The following is a 13,735-nucleotide window of genomic DNA, read 5'->3' on the forward strand; positions in this document are numbered from 1 at the left end:
TAAAGCAGTCCTTATGAAAAAAGTGTTTTATAGAATTCATAGTTGTTTGCTTATAGCGATGGCCTTTATGGCATGTACCGAAAAACCGTCCGGGCTTATGTTGTCTAGGTTATTTTCAGACCATATGGTTTTGCAGCGAGAACAGCCCGTCCCCATTTGGGGAAAGGCTTTTCCCGGGACCTCCATAGAGGTAAGTATTAATGGAAAGGCCGAAAGGACAGTGGCGGGGAGCGACAGCACATGGATGGTGAGTTTTCCTGCTCAGGAGAAAGGCGGTCCCTTTGAGATGAAGCTGGTAGGAGACAGTACCATTGTCCTAAAGGATATATATTTTGGTGACGTTTGGATTTGTTCAGGTCAATCAAATATGGAATGGCCCGTGGAGAAGGCCAAAAATGCCGCTGAGGAACTTGCCCAAGCTAGCTTTGAACATATAAAATTATTGGATATTCCACATCAGATGGCTGGAAAACCGATAAAATCTTTGCCGGATAGTCTCCTTTGGAAGGCGTGTAATGCTGAGAACATTAAGGATTTTTCAGCAGTTGGTTATTTTTTTGGTCGTGAATTACATGAAGAATTGGATGTACCGATAGGGCTCATTAGCACCAATTGGGGAGGCACCAATGTAGAAGCCTGGACAAGTAAGAAAACCCTGTCCAAATTCCAAGTCTTCAAGGACAGTTTGGAGCATCTCGAAGAGATGGATTTTGAAAAAATGAAGGAGAATGCTCAGCATGCGATATCAGTTTGGAAGCAGTCCATGGATTCTTTGGATCTAGGCCGTCAGTTTAATTGGTCTTCCCCGACTGTATCCTGGGAAAAAACACAAACAGTAATGCTGCCGAATGTGCTGGAACATATGGGACTACAAAATTCCGATGGGGTTTTTTGGTTTAAAAAAGTCTTCCATCTCTCAAAAGAATGGAGTAGGAAGGATGGTATGGTCCATTTAGGAAGGATCGATGAAGAGGACATTACATTTATCAATGGTAAAAAGATAGGGGCTACCAAGGGGAATATTGAAAAAAGAGCTTACCCAGCCAGTGGAAGTCTCCTGAAAGCAGGATTAAACACCCTAATAGTGCGTGTAAAAGACACAGGCTGGACTGGGGGCTTTAAAGGAGTGCCAGAACATTTGTATTTAGATTTTGGTGAAAATAAAATATCCCTCTCCGGAGAATGGGAAATGAACATTGGTACAAGAGGGTTACCCGTTAGCCCCAAAAATATTCATCCCAATAATTTTCCGAGCACCTTGTACAATGGAATGGTTTATCCGCTTATTCCTTTTGCGATAAAGGGGGCCATTTGGTATCAGGGAGAGAGTAATGCCGGGCGCGCCTATGCATACCGAGAGTTGTTCCCCGCCATGATTGAAGATTGGAGGGCACACTGGGGACAAGGTGATTTCCCATTCTATTTTGTTCAATTGGCTAATTACAGAGCTGAGCAAAAGAAACCAAGTGAAAGTACATGGGCAGAATTGAGGGAGTCCCAAATGACAGCTTTGGAAATACCTCGGACGGGGATGGCTGTTGCCATCGATTTGGGTGAAGCTGATAATATCCACCCTAAAAATAAGCAAGAAGTAGGTAGAAGGTTGGCCTTACAGGCGCTTTCTGGTGCCTACCACTATGATGTGTTAAGCGCTGGCCCGACATACACCAAACAAGAAGTATTGGGAGATCGGATACGCATATATTTTTCGAATACAGGAGATGGAGTTACTTCTGGAAACAATAGCAATGCATTGGCTGGATTTACTATTGCTGATGAGGATCATAGGTTTTATGAAGCCAAGGCACTTGTTGAATCTGATTCAACAGTTTTGATAAGCAGTCAATATGTGGCCAATCCCAAAGCTGTAAGATATGGATGGGCAGATAATCCAGGGGAACTCAATCTCTATAACAGTGTAGACTTACCAGCGAATCCATTTAGAACTGACAAATGGAGATTGTCTACAGAGTAGGTAACCATATTTATAATCTAATGAATAGTAAATTGATAAACTTAGCGATTACATTTCCACTTAAGTCTTTTCGGATCATTGGCATATGGTTGTTTGGAGGGGTATTACTATTGGTTTTCGAAAGTGCAAATGCTCAAATGGGCGAAAGGGATTTTTATGCCAAAGAATTGGATAAGGTTGTTTTGAGGATGCAAGGAAAATTGGCCCATCTAGCATTGGACTCCACACGTATCCCTCGGTCCTTGACTTCGGAAGGCTGTCTAGTGGGAGTGGGGTCCCGGGATTGGACGAGTGGCTTTTTCCCTGGTACACTATGGTACTTGTACGGGTATTCAGGGAATAGGGCGCTTTTGTCAGCAGCCAGGAGTTGGACAGCCTTTATTGAAAAGGAAAAATATGATGAACATACCCATGATACAGGCTTTAAGGTGTACTGTAGCTTTGGAAACGCCTACAGGATCCAAGGAATGGAAAGCGATAAGGATGTCATTGTCCAAGCGGCTAAGTCACTTATGAGCCGGTTTGATCCAAACTTAGGGTGCATCCGTTCCTGGGATTTCAACCAAGAGGTTTGGCAATACCCCGTTATCATAGATAATATGATGAACTTGGAAATGTTGTTTGCGGCTACCCGAATTTCAGGAGATTCCATTTACTACCAAGTGGGAAAGAAACATGCCGAAACCACCCTCAAAAATCATTTTAAAGAAGATTATTCCAGTTATCATGTGGTGGATTATGATACGATATCTGGGATGCCAAGGCTAAAGACGACACATCAAGGGTTTGGGGAAAGCTCCAGCTGGGCACGAGGGCAGGCTTGGGCATTGTATGGTTTTACCATGTGCTATAGGGAGACAGGTGACCCGAAGTTCTTGGAACTTGCCCAAAAAATCGCACAATATATCCTCCACCACCCCAGATTACCTGATGATAAAGTCCCTTATTGGGATTTTGATGATCCAGACATTCCGGATACAGAGCGGGATGCGTCTGCAGCAGCTGTGATAGCTTCTGCCCTGCTGGAACTTTCCACTTATAGCAAACAGGAAAAAAGCAAGGTGTACTGGCATGTAGCGGATACCATTTTACATAATTTATCCGGTTCTGAATATAGGTTGAAAGATGAGGAAGCCCCTTTTTTTCTGGATCATAGTGTAGGATCAAAGCCGCACGGTTCTGAGGTGGATGTACCCTTGGTTTATGCGGATTATTATTATGTAGAAGCCTTGATTCGGGCCAATAACCATATAGAATCTAAATTATATTAATGAGCGTACCTTCATTCTCAAAGGGGTGTTTAGGTATGGTTTTACTATTTAATAAATAGAAGTTTCATGTTACAGATCAATTTTAAGAAGCTCAATCTTTTTTTCATAGTCCTCTTGTTTTCCCTGAATTGTTTTGGGCAACAGAGCGATACTCTGAAGGTGTTGTTTGTTGGCAACAGTTATACCTACTATTGGAACCTTCCCCAAATGGTAAGTGCTCTTGCTAAGGGAGGTGATACGGTGATAAAGGCAAGAAAATCAACTTTAGGCGGTGCCACACTCATGCAACATTGGGAAGGTGAAAGAGGACTGGAAACCAAGAATACCATTTCTGAAGGAGAATGGGATGTAGTGGTACTTCAAAACCACAGTAAAAGTACCATAGCAAATCCAGAGGGATTTATGGATTATGGAAAAAAGTTTATCGGTTTGGTGAAAGAAACAGGAGCCAGACCTTTACTGTACATGACTTGGGCCAGGGCCTATAATCCCTTGATGCAAAAAACTGTTTCGACAGGGTACCGTAGTTTGGCAGAGACCACTGGGGTGGATGTAGCTAAAGTTGGCGAGGTTTGGGAACAGGCCAGGTTATTACGTCCCGACTTGGAGTTGTTTGATTCTGATGGAAGCCATCCTTCTCCATTGGGCACCTATTTAACCGCTTGTGTTTTTTATAAGATCCTTACTGGAAAAGCAAGCAAAGGTTTATCTGGAAGGCTTTCAGGAATTGATCAGGATGGGGAGACATTGTTTTTGTCAGGGAGTTCTGACGGTGATGCCGAATTTATCCATCAGCTTGTGGATAAAATGATCGTAGAAAAAATGGTCTGGGAATAATGAGTAGGACTTTCAGCAAAAGGATGTCGCTTATATTGGGGTCAATTGTTTTTCTAGTAATGATGTTGCCGATAGGGATGGCCATTGTTGGCCAATTGGTGAAAGGAAATCCTTCTGATCAAACCAGTGAAAAAGAGGTGGGCAAAGGCCTCATGTTGGCAATAGCTTATAGTGCTTCCATAGGCGGTTTTGCCACCTTGATTGGGACACCTCCCAATTTGGTGCTGGCAGGAATAATAGAGGAGCTATACGGGGTGAAGCTTAGTTTCTTTGATTGGATGAAATTCGGTTTTCCGGTAAGCATGGTGCTGTTGATCATCTGCTGGATCTACCTGACCAGTTATGCTTTTGATTGTAAAAAGGTAAAATTCCCAGGAGGAAAAAATGAGCTCAATAAAATGTTGAAAGGCTTGGGAAGAATAAGTTATGAGGAAAAGTGGGTATTGATGATATTCGCCATAACTGCAGCTGCATGGATCCTGAGGCCGCTTATCCAAAAGCTTGTTCCAGGTGTCGATGACGCTGTGATTGCCTTGATCGGAGCCATCAGCTTATTTATATTCCCTAATAAAGTCAGGTCAAGAAGCTTGATCACATGGGAGGAGGCCGTAAAACTCCCTTGGGGAATTATTTTGCTTTTTGGGGGAGGTATGGCATTGGCCAAGGGCTTTGGGACTACAGGGCTTGCGGAGTGGATAGCCGGAAAAATGGGCCTGATGAATGGCATGTCCATGATCGTGATGATATTGATCTTGGTGGCCATTGTTAATTTTCTAACAGAAATAACCTCTAACCTGGCTACTACTGCCATGCTTTTACCGGTTTTGGCTCCTTTGGCCATGTCCTTTAATGCACATCCCTTCATGTTTATGGTCCCGGTAGCTGTGGCTGCTTCCTGTGCCTTTATGCTTCCCGTAGCTACTCCTCCAAATGCAGTGGTGTTTGGTTCTGGCTACTTTACCATCCCCGATATGGTTAAGGTGGGTTTCTGGATGAATATCTTTTCAATAATATTGATAACAGTTGTATGTTATTTGATCTTACCGCCTATTTGGAATATTGAGCCAGAAATCTTTCCAGAAGCATTTAAACAGCCCCGGTATATTCCTTAAATGTTGGGGGACATGGTAACGCTGGTTTTATAGGCCAGAGAATAGTTGTATTCTTGGTTATTGTTGATATTCTGTCATAACATATTGAAAAATGTATAATTTAACAAATGTAATTTTAATGAAAACAAAAAATCTAATGCTGGTAAAGTTTGTAGGGGTGATTGTGGGCATTTTTCTTTGTTCCTGTAGTTTAGCTCAAAAAGATGAGGTCACTGATATTATAATTTATGGAGGGACTTCAGGTGCAGTCACTGCGGCAGTTCAAGCCAAAAAAATGGGGAAAACAGTGATTATGATTTCCCCAGACATTCATTTAGGGGGATTGAGTTCTGGAGGCCTGGGGTGGACTGATACGGGAAAAAAGGAGGTTATCGGTGGACTTGCAAGGGAATTTTATCAGCGTGTTTATGATAAATACCAAAATCCTGGAGCATGGAAATGGGAGAGAAAGGCTGATTTTGGGAATCAGGGACAGGGTACCCCAGCTATAGATGGTGAATTGAGGACCATGTGGATTTTTGAACCACATATTGCTGAAGAGGTTTTTGATGAATGGGTGGAAGAAATGGGGATTAAACTGTACAGGGACGAATGGCTGGACAGGAAGACAGGGGTAACGGTAGAGGACGGAAAGATAACTTCCATCCGGACATTAAGCGGTAAGGAATTTGAGGGGAAAATGTTTATCGATGCCACCTATGAAGGAGACCTCATGGCCGCTGCCGGGGTAAGTTACCATGTAGGAAGGGAAGCCAATAGCGTGTATAACGAAGAGTGGAATGGTATACAAACAGGTGTTTACCATCATGGACACCATTTTCAAGCATTGGAGAGACCAATTGCCCCCTACTTAATCGCAGGAGATCCTTCTTCAGGTCTAATAGCGAAAATAAGTGCTGAAAATCCCGGTAAAAAAGGAGAGGGTGACCATAAAATCCAGGCGTATTGTTTTAGGACTTGTATGTCCAATCATCCTGATAACATGGTGCCGTTTCCTCGGCCTGATAATTATGATTCCACCCAATATGAATTACTCGTCAGGATATTTGATGCAGGATGGAAAGAGCTATTTAATAAATTTGATATGATTCCCAATCGTAAAACAGATACCAATAACCATGGCCCCTTTAGTTCCGATAATATTGGGATGAATTATGATTACCCAGAGGCCAGTTATGAACGTAGGCAGGAAATCATTAAAGAGCATGAAGACTACCAGAAGGGCTTATTGTATTTTCTGGCCAATGATGCTAGGGTTCCCAGAGAACTCCAAGAGGAATTCCAGCGTTGGGGCTTGGCCAATGACGAGTTTACCGATAATGCAAACTGGCCCCATCAGATTTATGTCCGGGAAGCCCGTCGGATGATTGGAGAATTTGTCATGACCGAAAATGAACTTTTAAGAAAAAAACCAACTCCAAATTCTGTGGGAATGGGCTCCTATACGATTGATTCCCATAATGTTCAGCGGTATGTGGACGAAAGTGGCCATGTTCAAAATGAGGGAGATATCGGTGTTCATTTGCCCGGGCCATATAAAATAGCCTATGGTTCTATCATCCCCAAAATGGAGGAGATCAATAATTTAATTGTTCCGGTGGCTGTATCGGCAAGCCATACTGCCTTTGGTTCTATCCGAATGGAACCTGTTTTTATGATTTTAGGTCAATCTGGTGCCACAGTAGCGGCTTTGTCCCTAGAAAAAGGGCTGGATGTACAGGATTTGCCATATGAGGCTCTTAAGGCCCAATTATTAGAAGATGGTCAGGTATTGACGATGGACAATAGAATTTTGTCTGACTGATATTGCCATTTGCTTAAAAGGGGAGCAATATACTTTAATGAGGCCATCATTAGTGGTGTACTTTGTATAGCTGGTTTTATCATCTGCCCCATAGTTAAATTCCGAGTTATTGTTAATACTAATGATATTATATCAATAGCGTCATAAATAAAAAATGAGAGGTTCTATTTTTTGCCCAAAATAGTTATTTTGGGTTTGCACCAAAAAACACGAACCCCTCATGTGTAATATTAAATATTACATTGTTTTCACAGATTATTAAACCCGGAATATGCATTAGCCTATCTGTTGCGACCTGAAACTGCTTCAAAATCAGCCGTTTCACTTTAGTTTTCAGCATAACCGTAGCGGTGCTACGCTAATGCCTCCAAACTAACTGATTTTCTTGCAATTTCAGCTCTCACTACGATTCCTAACGCATAATTCGGGTTAAAAAGATAGACCGATCAATTTTCAAGAAGTTGGTCAAGGAAAAGCAGACCGATAAGGGCTGCAAGGGATTTGACAGCTGGACGCATCTTGTCTCGATGTTGTTCTGCCATTTTGCCAAGAGCACCTCGGTAAGGGACATTTCCAACGGGCTCCGGTCTGCTACCGGGAACCTTAACCATCTTGGCATTGCCAAAGCCCCCTCTAAATCAAGTATCAGCTATCAGAACAAACGAAGGGATTCGGACCTGTTCAGGGATCTTTACTATTCCCTGCTGGGAAGTTTAGGACAGCAGGCAGCTGTCAAGAGGTCCAAACTCAGGATCAAGGTCCCCGTTTACCTGCTCGATGCCACGGTGATCAGCCTTTGTCTTTCGGTGTTTGACTGGGCTACTTTCCGTACCAAAAAGGGAGCTATGCACACCCTGCTGTAATATGACGGGAAACTCCCTGTTTACGTGAACATTACCGAAGGGAGTGTCGGGAATAATAAAGGAGCTTACGACATCCCCTTAATTTCGATTGTTCTGATCACATTTTGGTGTAGATGGATTTTGGAATTCCTATGGGGATTTGAAGACGGAAGTTTTCCGGTAGAATTATTGAAATAGATTGGGAGGCTAGAGTATCAGAGCCTTATAAACTAGTTTTATTTTATAGGCTATCTTCTATGTTGCAGGTAAGCAACTATTAATTAAACCCGGTTTGTGCATTAGAAATCGTCATAGCCTGTCCCGATAGCTCGGGGAGGTTTGAAACTGCAATAAAATCAGGCTGTTTGGAAATTGAGGTATAACTTGGGCACATAGGTGCGGTGGTTTATTTGTGCTCTAAACCAACTGATGTCCTTGCTCCTTCAGCAATTGCCTTGACAAGCCGCTGCTATTCCTAATGTACAAACTGGGGTAAAGTGCCAGCGGCACGATGAATTTAGTAACCTGCGGATTCATCCGCAGGAACTTAAGCTCTCCTCAACCTCCCGAAGGAGTGCCAGCGGCACGGATGATAGCTGCCCGATACGAATTAATACTAAGCGTTTGCCCTGATGGAACCTCCCGCCACGGCGGATAAGGTGATCAGCCCTGCAATATACTTTTACCCAATATTGATAAGTTCCTGAGATGGTACATAGTTACCTTAGTTGGAGTAAAATTATCATGGAATACATACTTTTTACGCTGAAACACACCTCTTGGAGGATGTTAAAATAAATTGGCACTTGAAATTACGACCCAAAAGCCTCGAAGTGAACTCCCAATTAAAAGAAGTTAATTAGTAAAGTTCACGATAGCTGTTTCTATGACAAGGCGTCAAGCCCTGAGTCAAAATGCACGATGTGAAAGAACAGGGGAGTAAGTTCATTTAATACAATTCAATTAACATAAACCTAATTTCATGAAACAAACAATTACAAAATTGAAGCCCAACTTCAGGGTGTTTCTATTGTGTGGGTTGCTGTGGGGAATCCTCATCCTCCCAGCTAGCGCACAGGAAATGCAGATCAGTGGAACCGTTAAGGATGCCACCACGGAGGAACTTATCCCAGGGGTAAGCGTATTGCGAAAGGGAACGTCCTCGGGTACAATAACTGATATAGACGGGAAATATACCATAAAGGCTACTGAAGGTGATACGCTTATGTTCAGCTACCTAGGGATGCAATCAGTCACCAGAGTAGTAGATCGTCAGGTATTGAATATTTCCATGCAATCGGAAGATATCGGCTTGGATGAAGTCGTAGTTATCGGATATGGCACAACGACCAAAGCAAAAATGGTCGGAGCGGTTTCTAGCTTGGGAAAGGAAAAGCTGGAAGAAACACCATTTTACAATGTAGGATCTGCCTTACAGGGTCAAGTTCCTGGCTTGGTAGTCCAAAACAATGGTGGTGGACCGGGAAGTACCCCAAATATTTCCATCCGAGGGGCGGGCAATCCATTGTACGTTATTGATGGGGTGATCACGACGGAGCAGGATTTTAACACCCTCAACTCAAATGATATTGAGACCATTAGTTTTCTGAAAGATGCTGCAGCTACTGCAGTATATGGTTCCAAGGCGGGTAATGGAATTGTGCTGGTCACTACCAAGAGAGGTCAGGAAGGTAAAATAAATGTCAACTATTCTTATAACTACCAGATCAGCCAACCGACCGTACTGCCTGAAATGATGAATTCCTATCAGTACGCGTTGTTGCAAAATCAAGCCAATGCGTATGATGGAACCCCACCAACTTATACACAGCAACAATTGGAAGTGATCAGGACACATGGTGATTTGGATACCTACCCTGACAACAATTGGCCAGATATGACGCTGAAAAATTTTGCACCAGAGCAACGTCACAACCTATCCTTGAATGGTGGGAGTAAGCGAACCAATTATTTTGTTTCATTGGGCTATGCTGATCAAGGAGGTATCTTGAAAGAAGACGTCGTGGATTATAACCGGTTAAATATCCGGTCAAATGTGGTGTCAACGTTTGAGGAAATTGGATTGGAAGTAGGGGTTAATATAAATGCGAGTCTTGAAAACTACCAAGAGCCATCCGCCGGGATGTATAGTATCTGGAGGGCAGTAAATCAAAATACCAACCCCATGTACAGGGCATATAATGTAGATGGCACCTTGGCCGGAGGAGGAAATGGTGATCATCCATTGGCGCTTATTAGCCCAGACGCTGGATATAACCGTACCAGAGATAAGTTCCTCAACACCCAACTGTCATTAAACTGGGAAGTTCCCCAGGTGGAAGGGTTGAAGTTCGGTGCTATGGCCAATTATCGAAATGGAGACGGTTGGTCAAAGTTGTGGGAAGAAAATGTTCCTTTATACATGCAGGATGGATCCCTCATGAATCAGCCTCCGCCGCAACTCACAGTGGGATCTTATTATAACGAACGGATGTATTTGGAAACCAGCGCCAATTATCAACGCACATTTGGATTACATGGACTGGACGCAACATTCGTTTACAATTTGAATACCAACCGCAAGGAGGACATGTCTGCTTTTAGAAGAGGGTATTTGTCCGGAGCGGTAGACCAGTTGTTTGCAGGCCCTACAGATGGCCAGACCAATAATGGAACTGAAGCAGAAGGTGCCAATGCAGGTTATGTCATGCGGGTAAAATATGATTATAACTATAAATACATCCTTGAGTTTAGTGGTAGATACGATGGCAATGACAATTTTGCTCCGGAACAAAGGTGGGGATTCTTCCCGGCAGTCTCCGCTGCCTGGAATGTAAGTGATGAGCCATTTATGAAAACTCTTGGCAACAGGAACATCATCAACGACCTTAAATTAAGGGTCTCTTATGGTGAAACTGGCGTCACCCAAGGGGTCAATAGATTTGGGTATATTCCTGTTTATAACCTGGAGCCCAATGCCTATAATATTGGAAACGAGCTAGTAAATGGATATTCTGAAGGTGAATTGGTCAACCCTCTAGAACTTACCTGGTATACCCGAAGATCACTGAATTATGGATTGGACTTCTCTTCGTTGGGAGGAAGATTGAGCGGTACACTGGAATATTTCTATTACCGTACCACTGGCTTTTTGGTCAGCCCAGAAGATATCTACGCACTACCTTTGGGCAAGGACTTGCCCCAGATCAAATCCAATTCCGCCCAACGTAGAGCTGGTTTTGAGCTCTCATTGAATTATAGGGGGCAAGCAGGGCCTTTGTCCTATGAAGTAGGGGGGAATTATTCCTACTTCAACCAATTATGGGAGCAATTGGACACAGAGAATGAAGCACAGCTTAAAAACCCCTATATCAGGGAAACCCACCGGACGGATTATTGGGGTGGAGGGCCCGTTTATATCACCGACGGTCTGTACCAAACAGAGGAGGATATCCTGAATAATCCAAGACTGCTGAGTTCTACGGCCACCCAGCAAGGAGACATGAAATATGCCGATGCCAACGGAGATGGCAAGGTCGATGTGCAGGATAAACGAACAGTGGGATTGCCCAGCCTCCCGCATGGTACCTATGGTGTCAATTTTTCATTGAAATATAAAGGATGGTCAATGAGTGGGCTGTTTCAAGGCACAGGAGATCGGTACTTGGCTTTTGATAACTTCATGATCGTGGAGGCTAAGCGAAGGACGTATGAATTTCAGCAAGATTACTGGACACCTGATAATCCAAATGCACTGTTTCCAAGGGTATCTCATTTAGAGCAAATCAATGGTGGAAATAACAGTAACGACACCTATCCTTCTGATTTTTACCTTAAAAATGCCAAATATTTCCGCTTGAGAAACCTGCAGATAGGCTACGACTTGAAGCACTCCCTACTGGATGGAGCAGACTGGATATCCAATTGTCGGGTATTTGTGAATGGAACGAACTTATTTACGGTATCGCCCGTGATGGACTATTTTGATCCTGAACAGGCCGAGACGGGTAATGGTGTACAGTCGTATGGGTACCCGGTTCAGCGGACCTTTGCCATTGGAGTAAATGTAGGGCTATAATAAACATGATAGAAATGAAAAGCTATATAATAATACTGATGATATCTGTAATATGCCTAGGGGCATGTAACGATGTTTTGGACACTAAACCTTTAGATAAGTATACGGAACTTGACGTGTGGAATGATCCCAACCTAGCGCAAGGATTTATTTACAATACCTATGCTTCTGTGATTCCTGAGTTATTGGTAAACCCGGGTGATCCCCAGTCTAGGTTTGGAGGTATTGGAAACGAGGATTTTACAGATAATGTACTTTCACGCCAATCCAATAATATCGCCTTGGATCTAATAGACCAATTTTATGATGCAGGATGGTCTACAAATAATTCCTACTATTTTTTTGGAAAGGCTCCTTTGGGAAATAATGCTCCGATCAAGCAAAATTCCTTCGAAGTGATCAGGGATTGCAATTTGATCATTGAAAAAGTGGAAGCCTCTGAGGGAATACCGGAAAACCTGAAACCTGGACTGGTAGCTCAGGGGAAGATGTTGAGGGCCTTGATCTACTATTCAAAAGCCCGTCTTTTTGGGAAGTACATTATAGTAGACCACGTCCTTACGCCAGAAGATGATTTAATGTTGCCCAGATCCGAAACGATAAAGGAAACCTATGATTTCATAATTGGTGATCTGCAAGATGCTGCCGAAAACTTGCCTTTGGCAGGAACAGTGGACAGAGGTCACTTGACCAAAGGAGCTGCTTATGCCATGCTTGCGGAGATAGCTCTCCATGGAGCTGCGTATGTAGAATCAGGAAAAGACGCCTACTACCAGTTGTCAAAGCAGGCAAGTGAAGAGTTGTTTGGCTTAGGGTATTCATTGGACACAGATTATGCCAGTATGTTCAATGATTATGACCATGCTTTTTCTTCCGAGGAGATTATTCTGGGGCAATTTAAAAACACCAATGCCACTTGGTGCCAGCAGACCTTGATGCAAGGGCTGGTCCCAAACATGGAAGTGTCGGCCACCACGGGTTCCCCAGGGCTAAAAGAGTCTTTCCTTGGGTGGACAGAAGCTTGGCCAACGCATGACTTGATCGCCGATTATTTGGTAGAAGACGTGGACGGAATGGCCAAAAGATGGGATCAAACTAGCTTTTTTAATGACTTTCAGGCAAATGGAGGGTATTTATCAGATGCGATTTATAATGAATACCGGGATGATCGATTTGATGCCTCTATTTTGTATGATTCCACCTATTTGTTTTCCAATCTAGTAACTACCCGTATCGGCGGCAACCTGTATTATGCAGAAAGTACCAAAGGAACCAATAGGTCCACTCCTTCTGGATATTTTGTGAAAAAAGGCATTTATGACATTACAGGATATAAGGCAAACGTTCATTCTCCATATGCACAGGCGATGATGCGATTGGGACGGGCCTACTTAAACTATGCAGAAGTAATGTTGCGCCTTAACAATATCGCCGTCGCTGTCGAATACATCAATAAAACCCGGACAGTGCATGGGGGCTTGCCTGAGTTGTCCAATAGCTTATCTCTGGAAGAGACTTGGGAGTACTATAAAATAGAAAGAAGGGTAGAGTTGTTTTTTGAAAATGACAGGTACTGGTCGCTTCTGAGATGGGGCAAGGAAGATGGCGGGAATGTCATCCCAGAACTTAATGATAAGCAATACAAATTTTTTGAAATTTCCGCAGATGGTAAGTCCTACGATATCAGAAACGTATTCCTTAACCCTTCTGCCCATAAAAAGCGATTTTCTATTAAGCGGTATTTGTTTCCAGTACCCGAGAACGAGAGAGTATTAAATGAAAAATTGGACCAAAACCCAGGATGGTAAACCTACTT

8 protein-coding genes are annotated in these 13,735 nt (G+C 43.1%); all 8 read left to right on the top strand.

The genetic code is table 11. The features are described 5' to 3' along the window. The first annotated feature begins 97 nt into the window (after nucleotides 1–97). The 8 genes from DN752_RS23485 (at nucleotide 98) to DN752_RS23520 (ending at nucleotide 13,727) form a co-directional block, all read left to right on the top strand. Nucleotides 98–1,975 carry a sialate O-acetylesterase gene (locus DN752_RS23485; RefSeq protein WP_162633344.1) on the top strand — a complete coding sequence of 626 codons (1,878 nt, stop codon included), beginning with the start codon at nucleotides 98–100 and terminating at the stop codon, nucleotides 1,973–1,975. A 20-nt stretch (nucleotides 1,976–1,995) separates the two neighbouring features. Further along, nucleotides 1,996–3,246: a glycoside hydrolase family 88 protein gene (locus DN752_RS23490; RefSeq protein WP_112786237.1), complete on the top strand. Its 1,251-nt coding sequence runs from the start codon at nucleotides 1,996–1,998 to the stop codon at nucleotides 3,244–3,246. Nucleotides 3,247–3,312: 66 nt separating this feature from the next. After that, nucleotides 3,313–4,083 (top strand): SGNH/GDSL hydrolase family protein, encoded by a 771-nt coding sequence (locus DN752_RS23495; protein WP_112786238.1) that lies wholly within the window; start codon nucleotides 3,313–3,315, stop codon nucleotides 4,081–4,083. Nucleotides 4,084–4,106: 23 nt separating this feature from the next. After that, nucleotides 4,107–5,195 carry an SLC13 family permease gene (locus DN752_RS23500; protein WP_262511706.1) on the top strand — a complete coding sequence of 363 codons (1,089 nt, stop codon included), beginning with the start codon at nucleotides 4,107–4,109 and terminating at the stop codon, nucleotides 5,193–5,195. A 118-nt stretch (nucleotides 5,196–5,313) separates the two neighbouring features. After that, nucleotides 5,314–6,999 carry an FAD-dependent oxidoreductase gene (locus DN752_RS23505; protein WP_245949389.1) on the top strand — a complete coding sequence of 562 codons (1,686 nt, stop codon included), beginning with the start codon at nucleotides 5,314–5,316 and terminating at the stop codon, nucleotides 6,997–6,999. A gap of 437 nt (nucleotides 7,000–7,436) precedes the next feature. Next, nucleotides 7,437–7,862, top strand: coding sequence for a DUF4372 domain-containing protein (locus DN752_RS23510; RefSeq protein ID WP_262511707.1), 426 nt, complete (start codon nucleotides 7,437–7,439; stop codon nucleotides 7,860–7,862). A gap of 961 nt (nucleotides 7,863–8,823) precedes the next feature. Continuing rightward, on the top strand, nucleotides 8,824–11,919 hold the full coding sequence (locus DN752_RS23515) for a SusC/RagA family TonB-linked outer membrane protein (protein ID WP_112786240.1): 3,096 nt from the start codon (nucleotides 8,824–8,826) through the stop codon (nucleotides 11,917–11,919). A gap of 14 nt (nucleotides 11,920–11,933) precedes the next feature. Beyond that, nucleotides 11,934–13,727: a RagB/SusD family nutrient uptake outer membrane protein gene (locus tag DN752_RS23520; protein WP_211324088.1), complete on the top strand. Its 1,794-nt coding sequence runs from the start codon at nucleotides 11,934–11,936 to the stop codon at nucleotides 13,725–13,727. Nucleotides 13,728–13,735: the final 8 nt, after the last annotated feature.

Source organism: Echinicola strongylocentroti, from assembly GCF_003260975.1.
GTDB classification, from domain to species: domain Bacteria; phylum Bacteroidota; class Bacteroidia; order Cytophagales; family Cyclobacteriaceae; genus Echinicola; species Echinicola strongylocentroti.

Bases quoted from the DNA above. Each gene is read 5' to 3' on its own strand.
- DN752_RS23520 (WP_211324088.1), top strand. From the start codon at position 11,934: ATGAAAAGCTATATAATAATACTGATGATATCTGTAATATGCCTAGGG.
- DN752_RS23505 (WP_245949389.1), top strand. From the start codon at position 5,314: ATGAAAACAAAAAATCTAATGCTGGTAAAGTTTGTAGGGGTGATTGTG.
- DN752_RS23515 (WP_112786240.1), top strand. From the start codon at position 8,824: ATGAAACAAACAATTACAAAATTGAAGCCCAACTTCAGGGTGTTTCTA.
- DN752_RS23495 (WP_112786238.1), top strand. From the start codon at position 3,313: ATGTTACAGATCAATTTTAAGAAGCTCAATCTTTTTTTCATAGTCCTC.
- DN752_RS23490 (WP_112786237.1), top strand. From the start codon at position 1,996: ATGAATAGTAAATTGATAAACTTAGCGATTACATTTCCACTTAAGTCT.
- DN752_RS23500 (WP_262511706.1), top strand. From the start codon at position 4,107: ATGTCGCTTATATTGGGGTCAATTGTTTTTCTAGTAATGATGTTGCCG.
- DN752_RS23485 (WP_162633344.1), top strand. From the start codon at position 98: ATGTTGTCTAGGTTATTTTCAGACCATATGGTTTTGCAGCGAGAACAG.